Raw genomic sequence first — 13316 nt, forward strand, 5'->3', positions numbered from 1 at the left:
AGCACTATCTCGAATAATTGTGCATGCAGACTAGCCCCTTGCTCGGGGCATTTGAAGCAGGCGGATAAATCGCGCAAAAGAAAAAGCCGGCCCGAGGCCGGCTTCATCTTATTTCCCGCGCTTAGCGAACGCCCGCTTGGCGCAAGGCCGCCGGGGTGAAGTCGCTTTCCGACGCCGAGTAGCCGAAGTCGTAGGCTTTTTTCTCTTCGTTCTTCATGCCCAGCGCCAGATAGCGGCCGGACTGTAGGTCATACAGGGTTTCCAGGGTGTACCAGGGTACCTGCTTGTCGTAGTAGTACTGCGAGTGCGCCTCGGCGACACGCCACAGGCTGTCACGGCCGTCGTAGTGGTCGATCACCGCGGCTTGCCAGGTGTCCTCGTCGATGAAGAAGTCACGCTTGGCGTAGATGTGGCGCTCGCCCGACTTGAGGGTCGCGGTGACGTGCCAGACGCGGTGCAGCTCGTAGCGGGTCAGGTCCTGGTTGATGTGGCCGGCCTTGATGATGTCGGCGTATTTCAGCTCGGGAGAGTCCAGCTTGTAGCTGTTGTAAGGGATGTACAGCTCCTGCTTGCCGATCAGTTTCCAGTCGTAGCGATCCGGCGCGCCGTTGAACATGTCGAGGTTGTCGGAGGTGCGCAGACCGTCGGCGGCGGTGCCTGGACCGTCGTAGGACACCTGCGGGGCGCGGCGAACGCGACGTTGACCGGCGTTGTAGAGCCAGGCCAGACGCGGCTCCTTCACCTGGTCGAGGGTTTCGTGCACCAGCAGCACGTTACCGGCCAGACGCGAAGGCGCGGTCACGCGCTGTTTGAAGTAGAACAGCACGTTGCTCGGCTTGCTGGCGTCGTAATCCTTGAGCTGGTCGCGGAAGACGAACTCGTCCTGGAAGTAGACCAGCGAGTAGGAGCCGTTCGGCTGCGGCGTAGCCTGGGTAACCAGACGGCGGACGCTGCCGCCACGGTAACGGGTGATGTGGTTCCAGATCACTTCCAGACCGTTCTGCGGGATCGGGAACGGGTTCGCGGTCTGGAAATTCTCCAGGCCGTTACCGCCTTGCACCAGGTTGGTCTTGCTTGCATTCGCCTTGGCCGCGGCCAGCACCTTCTCCGGCAGCGTCGCGCTGCGATGCGACGGGTAGACCGGCATCTTGAAGGTTTCCGGATAGCGCTTGAACATCGCGAGCTGGCCAGGGCTGAGCTTGGCCTTGTACTGCTCGACGTTCTGCGCGGTGATGGTGAACAGCGGCTTCTCGGCGCTGAACGGATCGGCGAGGAAGCCTTTGCTATCGACGGCGCCGGCATTGGTCGGCAGGCCGCCAGTCCAGGCGGGAATCGATCCATCGGCGTTGCCGGCGCGTTCCGCACCCACCGGCGTCAGCGTGGTATTCAGCTTCGCCGCCTCGTCGGCAGAGACCGCCGCCATCACGCTGGTAGCCAGCAGCGACAACGCCAGGACGCCGGTTTGCAGGAGGTTTTTAGTCATTTTCATTATTATGTACATCCTCTTCTTATTCTGTCGCTTAGAAGTTCACGCCGAAGCTGAGCGCGACGAAGTCGCGGTCGGTGAGCGTGTTGTAGTCGCCGCCGAAGAAATTGGTGTACGAGAGGCTGCTGGTGTAGGTGTTCTGGTAGTCGGCATCGATACCGACGCTGACCGCCTTGGCGCCTTCGTTGAACACGCCGTTCGGGCCGTAGCCGTCGACGTCGTGCGACCAGGACACGTTGGGCCGCAGGTTCACCCCGGCGAACACGTTGTTGTAGTCCCAGATACCGCGCAGTCGATAGCCCCAGGAATTGCTGGTGACGAAGCCATGGGTGCCGTACGCCGCCAGTTGCGCCGCATCGTCCGGGGTGCCGTAGATCGCATCGCGGCCGTAGCGCAGTTCGCTGGTGCTCTCCAGGTTGCCGACGTGGGAGAAGCCCACTTCGCCGACCAGGGTGAAGCGCTCGGCGCCCATCACCTGATCGAAGAAGTGCGTCAGGGTGGTCTGGATCTGGGTGATTTCCTTGCGGTTGTAGCCGCGGTTCTCGGCGCCGGCCGCACTCGCCACCGGCGAGGTACCCGGCGCGATCGGGTTGAGCAGCGCGCGGGTCAGGTCGGTGGTGTTGATCTGCACCGGCGCGTTCGGCCGGTAGCTGATCTCGCCGGACCAGGCGGTTCCGGTGGGCAGCGTGGTGGAGAAGCTCATGCCGTAGAGGCGGATGTCCTCGGGATAGGACAGGGAATAGCTGCCGTTACCGAGCAACACGCTCTGGGCGAGACCGGAAGCCGTCGGCGAGTAGCGCGGATCGTCGAAGCAATTGGCCGGCCCGCCGAACGCGCCGCACACCTGCCCGAGGATGCCGCTCAGCGGCCCCGCCAGGGGGTTGGCGTTGCCCAGCGCGGCGAGCGTCGCGGCGCCGGCCGTACCGGTGTTCAGCACGGGCGTACGGCTGTGGTAGTTCATGAAGTAGAAGCCGTACTCGGTGGCATCGCCCAGCCAGCGCAGCGCCAGGCCGAACTGCCCGGAATCGCGGGCGTCACGGTCCGACCCACGCGGCAAGATCACGCCTTCGTCGGTAACACCGAAGCCTTGGCCGAACGCGTCGGCGATCGGTTGCAGCGGCGCGATGGCGCCACTGGCGACGTTGTAGTTGTCGACGCAACCGTCCTGCACCACGTCCGAACCGAAGAAGGTGCCGCAGTTGTCGACCACCGTCTGGTCCCACTCCAGCTGGTAGAAGCCTTCCACGCTGAGGCGGTCGTTAACGGTCTGCGAGAGGTAGAGCATGTTTACCGGGATCAGGCCTTCCTTGATTTCAGCGCCGGGGCGGCGGAAGGCGGAGACGTCCAGCGGGTTGATCGAGTTGATGCTGTTCTGGATGAAGGTGCTTTCGCCCCAGCTCACCACCTGCTTGCCGACGCGCACCGTGCCGGGCAGGTCGCCGATGTTGTAGTTCTGGTAGACGAAGGCATCGAGGATCTGCGCCCCGGAGGATTGCGCGCCCTCCTTGCGGTTGTGGTCGCTGATATCCTTGAACGGCCGGCTTTCGTCCTTCAGCTCGAAGTCGTACCAGTACTTGCCGCGGACGAACACGCCGGTGTCGCGGTACTTGAGTTCGAGGTCGTGGATGCCCTTGAAGATCTTCGAGAAGGTCTCGCCGCGCTTGAAGTTGAGATGGTTGTCGTCACCGGTCTGGGTGTAGCCGGTGCCGCCGTTGTTGATCCCGATGAGGTCGCGATCGGGCTTGGCGGTGGACCAGCTGGCGCCCACCGAGAGCGACGAGTCGAGCTGCCCTTCGATTTCCCCGATGTTGAAGGAGACGCCGAATGCAGGAGCGGCGATTGTGGAAGCGAGGCTGATGGCCAAAGGCAGTTTGGCCAGACGCCAGGTCTGTTTGATTTTTTGCATCGACGCTACTCCATTATGTTTTTTGTTATGGATGGTGCGGGAGTGACTATAGCCAGCGGGTAGTACTGCTTGATCCCTCGAAAGTGTGATTTGCAGGATGCTCCGCCTCCCTGTCTCGCCCCTTTCAGCGGGCTCCGGCGAGCAGGGATGATGTCGAAGAGCAATTACCAAGCCAAACGCTTGTTTGACTGATCAGTCACATTGCTACACGCCGCCACATGCTGCTTACAAGGTCGATAAAAATTCGCTTCCGGCAGCCTGCCAGGTGGCGATATCCAGACGTATGCGCTTCTTGTCCAGCTTCCCCACACTGGTCTTGGGAATATCGGTAACAAGGCCGATCTGCGACGGAATCGCCCATTTGTTGATGTGCCCCTGCTCCACGAAAGGCTTGAGGTGATCCTTCACCGTCCTGGCGTCCAGGCGGTGCCCTTCACGCACCACGATCAGCGCGAACGGGCGTTCGCCCCACTGCGGATCGGGCACGCCGACCACCGCCACTTCGCGCACCGCGGGGTCGCGGCTGATCAGGTCTTCCAGGGTCAGTGAGGAGATCCATTCGCCACCGGTCTTGATCACGTCCTTGATGCGGTCGCGGATGTCGATCACGCCCATGCCGTCGATGGTCGCCACGTCGCCGGTGTGCATCCAGCCGCCCTCCCACAGCTCCTCGCTCTTCTGCGGCTCGTTGAAGTAGCCCTGGGTCAGCCAGGGCGCACGCAGCACCAGTTCGCCCTGGGATTCGCCGTCGGCGGCGAGGAACCGACCGTTGCCGTCGACCAGCGCCGCCTCGACCAGCGGCACCGGCACGCCGGCCTTGATGCGGTAGGTGATGCGCTCGTCGTCGTTGCCGGCGCGCAGTTCTTCGTTGAGGTGGGCGCAGGAGATCAGCGGGCAGGTTTCCGACATGCCGTAGGCGGCGGTGAGCTGGATGCCGCGCGACCTGGCGGTGTCGTAGAGCGCACGGGTCAGCGCGCTGCCGCCGATGATGATCTTCCAGCCGGCGAAATCCACGCCCCTGGCCGCGCGGGCGTTGAGCACCATCTGCAGGATGGTCGGCACGCAGTGGGAGAAGGTCACCTTCTCGCGCTGCCACAGTTCGACCAGCAGCTCGGGGTCGTAGCGCCCCGGATAGACCTGCTTCACCCCGAGCATCGTCGCCACATAGGGCACGCCCCAGGCATGCACGTGGAACATCGGTGTGATCGGCATGTAGACGTCGTCGGTTCCCATGAGGCGGATGCTGTCCAGCGCGCCGATGGTGGAGGCCAGCGCCAGGGTGTGCAGCACCAGCTGGCGGTGGCTGAAGTAGACGCCCTTGGGATTACCGGTGGTGCCGGTGGTGTAGAAGGTGGTGGCCACAGAGTTCTCGTCGAAATCCGGGAAGTCGTAGCGCGGCGAGGCCTGCGCCAGCAGGCTTTCGTATTCGCCGACCAGGTTCGGCAATTCGGCGCCGTGCTCCTCGCCGTCGGTCAGCAGCAGGGTGCGCTCCACCGTGGTCAGTTGCGCGGCGATACCCTGGTAGAGCGGCACGAACTCGGCGTTGACCAGCACGAAGCGGTCCTCGGCGTGGTTCATGGTGTAGAGGATCTGCTCGGCAGACAGGCGAATGTTGATGGTGTGCAGCACGGCGCCGATCATCGGGATGGCGAACATGCACTCGAGGTAGCGATGGCTGTCCCAGTCCATCACCGCGACGGTATCGCCCGCCCTGACGCCGGCGGCGGCGAGCACGTTGGCGAGGCGTGCAACGCGCTCGTTGAAGGTCGCGTAGCTGTAGCGCAGCTTGTCGCGATAGACGATTTCGCGGGTCTTCTCGTAGCGGCTGCCGGACAGCAACAGGCTCTTGATCAGCAGGGGATAGGCGTGCGCGTTCTGCGCCGGAGGGATGATACGGGTCTGCAACATGGAGGCACCTGTTCGCGAGCTTTGTTGTTATGCGGCGAACTCTAGGGTGGCGATGCGCCGAGCAAATCAGTCAAAAGAATGATTTCCGGCGCCCGGCAGGGACGAAAAAAAAAGGCGCCTCGGCACGGTTCAGCCCGCCGCTCGGGCGCGGCCGGTGCATCCGCCGGTGCGGCGACGGCCATTCGGGTTTTCAGCTCTGGTAGGCTGGGCGTCTTTGTCCTCACACTCCAAGAAGAAGGTACAGCTGATGCAAAACAGCAGCGCCGTGTTCCTTGACTACACCTCCCTCGACCTGGGCGACCTCGACCTTTCACCGCTGCGCCAGGTTTTCGCCGAGCTGACCCTGCACGAGAAAACCACGCCCGCGCAGGTGATCGAACGCCTCCAGGGCCACAGCGTGGCGATCAGCAACAAGGTGCCGCTGGATGCCGCCGCCTTCGCTGCCTGCCCCGATCTCAAGCTGGTCCTGGTGTCCGCCACCGGCACCAACAACATCGACCTGGCCGCCGCCCGCGCGCACGGCGTTACCGTGTGCAACTGCCAGGGTTACGGCACGCCGTCGGTGGCGCAGCACACCCTGTTGCTGCTGCTCGCACTGGCGACCCGCCTGCAGGATTACCAGGCCGCCGTGCGCGCCGGGCGCTGGCAGCAATCGGAGCAGTTCTGTCTGCTGGATTTCCCGATCGTCGAACTGGCCGGCAAGACCCTGGGGCTGCTCGGACATGGCGAACTCGGCAGCGCCGTCGCCCGCCTCGCCGAAGCCTTCGGCATGCGCGTGCTGATCGGCCAATTGCCGGGGCGCCCGGTGCGCGACGGTCGCCTGCCGCTGGATGAACTGCTGCCACAGATCGACGCGCTGACCCTGCACTGCCCACTGACCGAACAGACCCGCGACCTGATCGGCGCCGAGCAGATCGCCCTGATGAAACCGGGCGCCTTCCTCGTCAACACCGGACGCGGCGGCCTGGTCAACGAGCCGGCCCTCGCCGCCGCGCTGCGCAGCGGCCATCTCGGCGGCGCCGCCACCGACGTGCTCACCGTGGAACCGCCGAAGAACGGCAACCCGCTGCTTGATGCGGACATTCCCCGGCTGATCGTCACCCCGCACAGCGCCTGGGGCAGCCGCGAAGCCCGCCAGCGCATCGTCGGCCAGCTGGCGGAAAGCGCCGAGGCGTTCTTCAAGGGCGCCGCCGTGCGCGTGGTCGGCTAAGCTAGCCGCTTTTTTCGCTGGGGGACGCATGGATCCGCGAAGTGAAGTATTGCTGCGCCAGGCCGAGCTGTTCGGCGGCCGTGTACTGCTGGCCGGTCTCCCGGCCGATGACCTGCTCGGCTCGCTGCCGGCCGCCAGCGGCTGGAGCTGGCACGCCGGCGACCAGTCGGCGCTCGAGGCCCGCTTTGCCGGGCGCAGCCACTTCGGCGTCGAAGCGCCGACGACGGGCTTCGACAGCGCCGTGCTGTTCCTGCCGAAATCCCGCGAGCTCGCCGACTACCTGCTGCAGGCGCTGGCCGCCCGCCTGCCGGGCGCCATGCTGTACCTCGTTGGCGAGAAGCGCGGTGGCATCGAACGCGCCGGCAAGCAGCAACTGGCCGCCTACGGCAAGCCGCGCAAGCTGGACAGCGCCCGGCATTGCCAGCTGTGGCAGGTAAGCGTGGAAACCCCGCCGCCCGCGCCGGACCTGAACGCACTGGCGCAGACCTTCAGCCTGTCGCTGGCGGACGGCCCGCTGCAGGTGGTCAGCCTGCCGGGCGTGTTCAGCCACGGTCGCCTGGATCGCGGCAGCGCCCTGCTGCTGCAGCATCTGGACGGCCTGCCGAGCGGCCCGCTGCTGGATTTCGGCTGCGGCGCCGGCGTGATCGGTGCCACGCTGAAACGACGCTATCCGGACAGCGCGGTGACACTGCTTGACGTCGATGCCTTCGCCGTCGCCAGCAGCCAGCTGACGCTGGCGGCGAACGGGCTGGACGCCGAGGTGATCGCTGGCGACGGCATTCGCTGCGCGCCCCGCGAACTGGCCGCGATCATCAGCAACCCGCCCTTCCACCAGGGCGTGCACACCGACTACCAGGCCACCGAAACCCTGCTGCGCGAGGCGGCCAGCCACCTGCTCGGCAAGGGCCAGATGCGCCTCGTGGCGAACAGCTTCCTGCGCTATGCGCCGCTGATCGAGCAGCACCTGGGCGCCTGTCGCACGCTGGCCGAAGACGACGGATTCCGCGTGTATCAGGCCAACCGCAGCTAGCCTCGCGTGCGCCGCGCGCCGCACGCGGCGCCGTGGGCAAATGGCCATCCGCCCGCCGGAACAGGCGCGCCCGGTGCTTGCCCGGACGGCAACGCTTGGGCACAATGCGCCCCGTCCTAGGGGAGTAGTCTCCCGCGAGCCTCGGCTCGCCCGGCACGCATCAACATGCTTGGTCCACAGACCATGGTGCGTGCGACCCGGAATACAGCCGCCCGGCTGCGTTTCCAGGTTCGACAAGACCTATGACACGTACACCTTACCCGGGGCGGGAAGGCGGTGCGTGTCATGGTGAACTTGTCGACCCGCCCCTCAGGAAGCTACTTTGCTGGAATCCCTGTTCGTCCCCACCCTGATCGTTGCGCTGGCTGAAATCGGCGACAAGACGCAGTTGCTCGCCTTGCTGCTCGCGGCACGTTTCCGACGCCCCTGGCCGATCATCTGGGGCATGGTGGCGGCCACCCTGGCCAACCACTTCGTCGCCGGCTACGTCGGCAATCTGGTCGCCGGGCTCTTCTCCCCTGCGGTGCTGCACACCATCCTCGCGCTGTCCTTCGCCGCGGTGGCGGTGTGGACGCTGATCCCCGACAAGCTGGACGACGACGAAGACTCCAAGCTCAAGCGCTACGGGCCGTTCCTGACCACGCTGATCGCCTTCTTCCTCGCCGAGATGGGCGACAAGACGCAAATCGCCACGGTGATGCTGGCCGCGCAGTACCCGCACTTCCTGCTGGTGGTGCTCGGCACCACGATGGGCATGCTGGTGGCCAACGTGCCGGTGGTACTGGCCGGCAATTTCGCCGCCGATCGCCTGCCGCTGACGCTGATCCATCGCCTCGCCGCCGCCTGCTTCGCCGTTCTCGCGCTGTTCGCCGGCTACAAGGCGCTGCAATTGGCCGGGTGGCTGTAGCACAGCTTCCTCGGTTTAAAATGCCCGCGACAATTGCGCCAGGGAGTGCGCCATGCAGCGGGAAGAAATGAAACGGGTGGTTCGCCGGCACATCGAACTGAGCTGGAACAAGGGCCATCTGCACCTGATTGGCCACCTGCACAGTCCGAATTTCCTCTACAAGAGCTCCTTCGTCGGACACGCGCTGAACGGCGAAGGCTTCATCGCCATGGTGGAGCAGATTCGCGACGCCATGCCGGACCTTGAAGTGATCATCGAGGACTGCGTCGCGGAGGGCGACCAGGTGGCCACCTGGAGCACGCTGATCGGCTGCATCGCCAAACCGGCGCTCGGTTATCCGCCGAGCGACAAGGTCCTGGCGATTTCCGCGATGGCCTTCTGGCGCTTCGACCGCATGGGCCAGATCGAGGAAATCTGCACGATGTTCGACATGGAGAGCTTTCGCGCGCAGCTGGGGTTGGAAGTCCGCTCGTTCGCCGAGAAGGCATTGCCCTGAGAGCGGATCAGCGCGCCGTCCTGGCCAGTTCCGCGCGTAACGCCTCGACCAGCGTCTGCACGTCGTAGGGTTTCGACAGCACGGTGAAGCCGTAGTCGCTCGGCGCACGCTCGGTGTAGCCGGTGGCGAGGACGATCGGCAGGTTCGGCTCCTGTTCGCGCAGGGCCTGCGCCAGGCCGATGCCGTCCAGCGTGCCGGGCATGACGATGTCGGAGAAGACGATGTCGAAACGCGGCTTGCCCGCTCCGCCGCGCCGCTCGCGGTAGCGCTGCAGGGCCTCGTCGGCATTGCCGACCACCTCGACCCTGAACCCCAGCTCGCGCAACGCGGGAGCGACCACGTCGCGCACCAGCGGGTCGTCGTCGACCAGCAGCACGCGGGCCGAATGCACGTCGGGCCGGGGGCCGGCGCTCGCCTCTAGGGGCACGCCGCCCTCCTCCTGGCTCAATGGCAACAACACTCGGACCCGCGTGCCTTCGCCCGGCGCGCTCTGCAGCAGCGCCGTGCCGTGGGCCTGGCTGGCGAAGCCGTACACCTGCGCCAGGCCGAGCCCGGTGCCTTCGCCGACATTCTTGGTGGTGAAGAACGGCTCGAAGGCCTTGGACATCACCTCCTCGCTCATGCCCTCGCCGCTGTCGACGATGCACAGCTCGGCATAGGCGCCGGCGGCGAGACCCTCGATCTCGCCCTCAACGACCGCGCGCTGCGCCAGGGAAAGCGTGACCTTGCCGCCGCGTGGCATTGCATCGCGGGCGTTGAAGACCAGGTTGAGCACCGCCAGCTCGCACTGCAGCGGGTCGATGAACACCGGCCAGGGGCGCTCGGGCAGCTCGAGCGTCAGGCCGATGCGGCTCGGCAGCGCGCCGTCGAGCAGGTCGCCCATCTCGGTGATCAGTAGGCGCAGGTCGACGTGCCGGGTCTCTTCGACCTTGTGCCGACCGAACGCCATCAACTGGCGGGTCAGCTTGGTGCCGCGCACCACCGACTTGTTGCAGGCCTCGATGGCCTTCTTCGCCCGTGGGTCGGTGGAGGCCATGTCGGCCAGTTGCAGGCCGATGGTCAGGGTCTGCAGCAGGTTGTTGAAGTCATGGGCGATGCCGCCGGTGAGACGGCCGAGGGCCTCGAGCTTCTGCGTCTGCTGCATGGCCTTCTGCGATCGTTCGACCTGCTCCACCGCCGCCGCGACCCGCGCGCTCATTTCCGCGCTGGCGTTCTGGATGCGTTCGCTGGCCTGGGCCAGCACCACCGCCGTGCGGTCGATTTCGGACATCCCGGTGGACGCCGGATGCACCGCCTCGCCGCGGCCCATGGCCTGGGCGGTGGCGTCGAGCATGCGCAGCGGCCGGGTGATCCGCCGGCCGACCCAGAACGCCAGCAGCGTGGCGACGCCGATCAGCAACAGGGCGAAGACGCCGACGACGGTCATCGCCCGCACCGCGCTCTGGCGTACCTCGCTGATGGGCAGGCCGATGATCACCGACCAGCCGGATTCCGGCGAGCGGGCGTAGAAGGACAGCAGAGGGATGCCGTCCAGCGACACGGTTTCCCTGAACCCCTCCTCGCTGCCCCCCAGCGCCTCGGCGATCGGCCCGGTGGTGTGCTTGCCGATGAACTTCTCCGGGGAGATGTTGCGCGCCACTATCCGGCCGCTGCCATCCACCACTGTGCCGAGCCAGCCCTTGGGCAGGTTCTGGTCCAACAGCACATCGTTGATCTGGCTGGCGAACGAGCCCATGGAGAGGAAATAGCGAAGGGTGCCGTCGATGTAGATCGGGCGGCGGACCGAAAAGCTGTACTGCTTGCCGATCGGCGCCATGTAAAGGTTGGTGACATCGAATTCCGCCGCCGGATCGTCCAGCGGAGCGGCGAGGAAGGGCGTGTGCGGCAGCTCGGCGCCGAACGGCATGCGCGTGTTGAGCAACTGCTGGCCCTGGGTATCGACGAGGATGATCGAGTTTTCCCACGAGTCGGCGACGTCGCGGGCGGTGGTGTAAAAGCGTTCCAGGTCGGCGAGCGACAGCGAGGGAACGCTGCTCAGGGTACGGATGATCGCATTGCGCTGGGCGATGTCGCGGTCCACCGCCAGCGCCAGCGCGCGGGTGGTCTCGCGCATGCTCTGAGCAACGCGAGCGCGCTGATCCTGATAGACATAGCCGATGGCGAGAAGCGAGGCGATCAGCGTGGGGGCGAGAACCGCCATCACCAGCAGAGTGAGTTTGAAGCGAATCGACACGATAGGGTGACCGCAGCAGGCGGCCCCAGGTTCAACGTGGCCGAATGCGCCAAGCATAGAGGCGAACCCGCGCCCGGCGGAAGCTCCCAGCGCCCAATCATTGGTTTTTATTCTCGCCGGAGCGCGCCAGCAGGCGCTTGTGCGGGCCGGTCCGGCTGAGTAACGTGGCGGCACTTCGAGGAGACCCGCATGCCCGCCCGCTACTGGATCTACGCCCTGCTGCCGCTGTTCGCCGGCTGCGTCTACAACCCTGCCAACGATGGCGCGCCGAAGCCGCCGGTGCGCCTGCAGGGCGAACTCAACCTGGTCGATGGCCAGATGCTGCTGCGCCCGTGCCAGGAACAGCGCCACTTCGCCGTAACGGACGCCGCCGGCATCGGCCTGCTGGAGGACGCCCGCGAGCTGCTCGGCGACCGCAGCGGGCCGCTGTTCGCCGACCTGAGCGGGTTCTACGGTGCGTCGCGGGTCGACGGTACCGACGGCGAGTTCAAGGTCGAGCAGCGCTATCGCCTGCAGAACGACGCGCACGGCTGCGAAAACCCCAACTACCCGCGCCTGCTGCTGCACGCCGGCGGCCAGCAGCCGGACTGGAGCGTCGAGGTCGGCGAGCGCGGGCTGATGCTCGAACGCAGCGGCCAGCCGGCACAGGCGCTGCCGTATCTGGAGGAGCAGCTTCCCGAGGGCCGCCTCAACCTGACCAGCGAGGCCAACGGTCAGCGCCTCGAACTGTGGATCGCCCCGCAACGCTGCGTGGATGCGAAGACCGGCGCGGTGCAGAGCCTCTCCGCCGAATTGCGCGTGGACGGGCAGGTCCAGCGCGGCTGCGCCTACTTCGGCGGCGCCCGCACGCAGTAACGCTGCAGCCCGCGACGGCTGCCGGCTGCGGCGTCCCGGCACCGGGCGCGCTCACATCGCGCGACATTTTCGCAATGCGCCGGCCGCTCAGCGGCGCCATTCTCTGCCGAACACGAGTAGTCTCGAAGGGCCTAAGCAGGTGTCAGCCACTTACCCGAAAAGGACATAGCTCATGTTGCGCATTGCCATCAATGGTTACGGCCGTATCGGCCGCGCCCTGGTTCGCTCGCTCTATGAACGCGGTCTGCAGGACCGCATTCGGCTGGAGGCGATCAACGATCTCGGCGACTACAACACCCTCGCCCACCTGACCCGTTTCGACTCCACCTTCGGCCGCTTCCACGGCGAGGTCGGGCTAGACGGCGACAAGATGCGAATCCAGGGCCAGGACATCCAGCTACTCAGCGTGCGCTCACCGGCCGAGCTGCCGTGGACCGGCCTGGGCGTCGATGTGGTGCTCGAATGCACCGGCAAGATGAAGACCCGCGAACTGGCGGCCCAGCACTTCACCGCCGGCGCCAAGCGCGTGCTGCTCTCGCATCCGATGGACAGCGCCGACCTGACCGTGGTCTACGGCGTTAACCACGACAAGCTCGGCGAGCAGACCATCGTTTCCAACGCCTCCTGCACCACCAACTGCCTGGCGCCGCTGGCCAAGGTGCTGCACGACGCAGTGGGCATCCGCCAGGGCCTGATGACCACCATCCACAGCTACACCAACGACCAGAACCTGCTCGACAAGGAGCACAAGGACCTCTACCGCTCGCGTGCCGCCGCGCTGTCGATGATTCCCACCAGCACCGGCGCGGCCAAGGCCATCGGCCTGGTGCTGCCGGAGCTGGCCGGGCGCCTCGACGGCATGTCGGTGCGCGTACCGACGCCGAACGTGTCGCTGGTCGACCTGACCTTCACCGCCGAACGGCCGACCGACGTCGCCGCCGTCAATGCCGCCCTGCAGGCCGGCGCTGCGGCGCTGCCGCCCGGCGTGATGGAATGCAACGAGCTGCCGCTGGTGTCGCACGACTTCAACGGTTACCCGGTGTCCTGCGTGGTCGACCTCAACCACACCCGCGTGCAGGGCGACATGGTCAAGGTGATGGCCTGGTACGACAACGAGTGGGCGTTCTCCAACCGCATGCTGGACGTGCTGCTGGAGTGGACCGGGGCCTGATCGCCCGCGCTACGCCAACCGATACACGCAGACGGTCGTGCGCCCCCCCCCCCCCGGGGGGCGGGGGGGGGGGGGGGCGGGGGGGCGCGCCCCCCCCCCCGCCGGGCGCCGCAA

General features: G+C 66.1%; 10 protein-coding genes and 1 riboswitch. Of the genes, 6 read left to right on the plus strand and 4 right to left on the minus strand.

Annotated elements, in window-relative coordinates; all coding sequences use genetic code 11:
• Positions 1–121: 121 nt before the first annotated feature.
• From QMX85_RS18465 to QMX85_RS18475, 3 genes are all read right to left on the minus strand, one after another.
• Positions 122–1489, minus strand: a complete 1368-nt coding sequence (locus QMX85_RS18465; RefSeq protein WP_282343321.1) for a DUF1329 domain-containing protein — start codon at positions 1487–1489, stop codon at positions 122–124.
• Positions 1490–1520: 31 nt separating this feature from the next.
• Complete coding sequence (locus tag QMX85_RS18470) at positions 1521–3392, minus strand: DUF1302 domain-containing protein (RefSeq protein WP_282343323.1); 1872 nt, start codon at positions 3390–3392, stop codon at positions 1521–1523.
• Positions 3393–3617: 225 nt separating this feature from the next.
• A complete protein-coding gene (locus QMX85_RS18475) occupies positions 3618–5300 on the minus strand; it encodes a fatty acid--CoA ligase (protein ID WP_282343325.1) in 1683 nt (560 codons plus the stop codon).
• A 247-nt stretch (positions 5301–5547) separates the two neighbouring features.
• Between QMX85_RS18475 and QMX85_RS18480 the strand changes: the two genes are divergently transcribed.
• The 4 genes from QMX85_RS18480 to QMX85_RS18495 all read left to right on the plus strand — a co-directional run bounded on the left by QMX85_RS18480 (position 5548) and on the right by QMX85_RS18495 (position 8943).
• Positions 5548–6510 carry a 2-hydroxyacid dehydrogenase gene (locus QMX85_RS18480; protein WP_090226839.1) on the plus strand — a complete coding sequence of 321 codons (963 nt, stop codon included), beginning with the start codon at positions 5548–5550 and terminating at the stop codon, positions 6508–6510.
• Between the two features lie 28 nt (positions 6511–6538).
• Positions 6539–7540: a class I SAM-dependent methyltransferase gene (locus QMX85_RS18485; RefSeq protein WP_282343328.1), complete on the plus strand. Its 1002-nt coding sequence runs from the start codon at positions 6539–6541 to the stop codon at positions 7538–7540.
• Between the two features lie 107 nt (positions 7541–7647).
• Positions 7648–7771: riboswitch (yybP-ykoY riboswitch) on the plus strand.
• A 94-nt stretch (positions 7772–7865) separates the two neighbouring features.
• The gene (locus tag QMX85_RS18490; RefSeq protein ID WP_273232328.1) at positions 7866–8447 is read left to right on the plus strand and encodes a TMEM165/GDT1 family protein; all 582 of its coding nucleotides are present in this window, start codon (positions 7866–7868) and stop codon (positions 8445–8447) included.
• 52 nt (positions 8448–8499) lie between these two features.
• Positions 8500–8943 (plus strand): ketosteroid isomerase-related protein, encoded by a 444-nt coding sequence (locus QMX85_RS18495; protein ID WP_273231904.1) that lies wholly within the window; start codon positions 8500–8502, stop codon positions 8941–8943.
• Between the two features lie 7 nt (positions 8944–8950).
• On the opposite strand, the gene QMX85_RS18500 is transcribed toward QMX85_RS18495, so the two are convergent.
• Positions 8951–11176, minus strand: coding sequence for an ATP-binding protein (locus QMX85_RS18500; protein ID WP_282343331.1), 2226 nt, complete (start codon positions 11174–11176; stop codon positions 8951–8953).
• A gap of 189 nt (positions 11177–11365) precedes the next feature.
• On the opposite strand from QMX85_RS18500, the gene QMX85_RS18505 reads away from it, so the two are divergent.
• Both QMX85_RS18505 and gap read left to right on the plus strand, forming a co-directional pair.
• Entirely contained in the window at positions 11366–12031 is a 666-nt protein-coding gene (locus tag QMX85_RS18505) for a hypothetical protein (protein ID WP_282343334.1), read from the plus strand.
• A gap of 172 nt (positions 12032–12203) precedes the next feature.
• A complete protein-coding gene (gene gap / locus QMX85_RS18510) occupies positions 12204–13202 on the plus strand; it encodes a type I glyceraldehyde-3-phosphate dehydrogenase (protein WP_282343336.1) in 999 nt (332 codons plus the stop codon).
• The last annotated feature ends 114 nt before the right edge of the window (positions 13203–13316 follow it).

It is taken from the genome of Pseudomonas sp. PS02288 (genome assembly GCF_029959715.1).
Classification (GTDB): domain Bacteria; phylum Pseudomonadota; class Gammaproteobacteria; order Pseudomonadales; family Pseudomonadaceae; genus Pseudomonas_O; species Pseudomonas_O kuykendallii.

What these genes read in the sequence shown, in the direction of transcription:
- QMX85_RS18485 (WP_282343328.1), top strand. Translation starts at nt 6,539, where the DNA reads ATGGATCCGCGAAGTGAAGTATTGCTGCGCCAGGCCGAGCTGTTCGGC.
- QMX85_RS18480 (WP_090226839.1), top strand. Translation starts at nt 5,548, where the DNA reads ATGCAAAACAGCAGCGCCGTGTTCCTTGACTACACCTCCCTCGACCTG.
- QMX85_RS18465 (WP_282343321.1), bottom strand. Translation starts at nt 1,489, where the DNA reads ATGAAAATGACTAAAAACCTCCTGCAAACCGGCGTCCTGGCGTTGTCG.
- QMX85_RS18470 (WP_282343323.1), bottom strand. Translation starts at nt 3,392, where the DNA reads ATGCAAAAAATCAAACAGACCTGGCGTCTGGCCAAACTGCCTTTGGCC.
- gap (WP_282343336.1), top strand. Translation starts at nt 12,204, where the DNA reads ATGTTGCGCATTGCCATCAATGGTTACGGCCGTATCGGCCGCGCCCTG.
- QMX85_RS18505 (WP_282343334.1), top strand. Translation starts at nt 11,366, where the DNA reads ATGCCCGCCCGCTACTGGATCTACGCCCTGCTGCCGCTGTTCGCCGGC.
- QMX85_RS18475 (WP_282343325.1), bottom strand. Translation starts at nt 5,300, where the DNA reads ATGTTGCAGACCCGTATCATCCCTCCGGCGCAGAACGCGCACGCCTAT.
- QMX85_RS18495 (WP_273231904.1), top strand. Translation starts at nt 8,500, where the DNA reads ATGCAGCGGGAAGAAATGAAACGGGTGGTTCGCCGGCACATCGAACTG.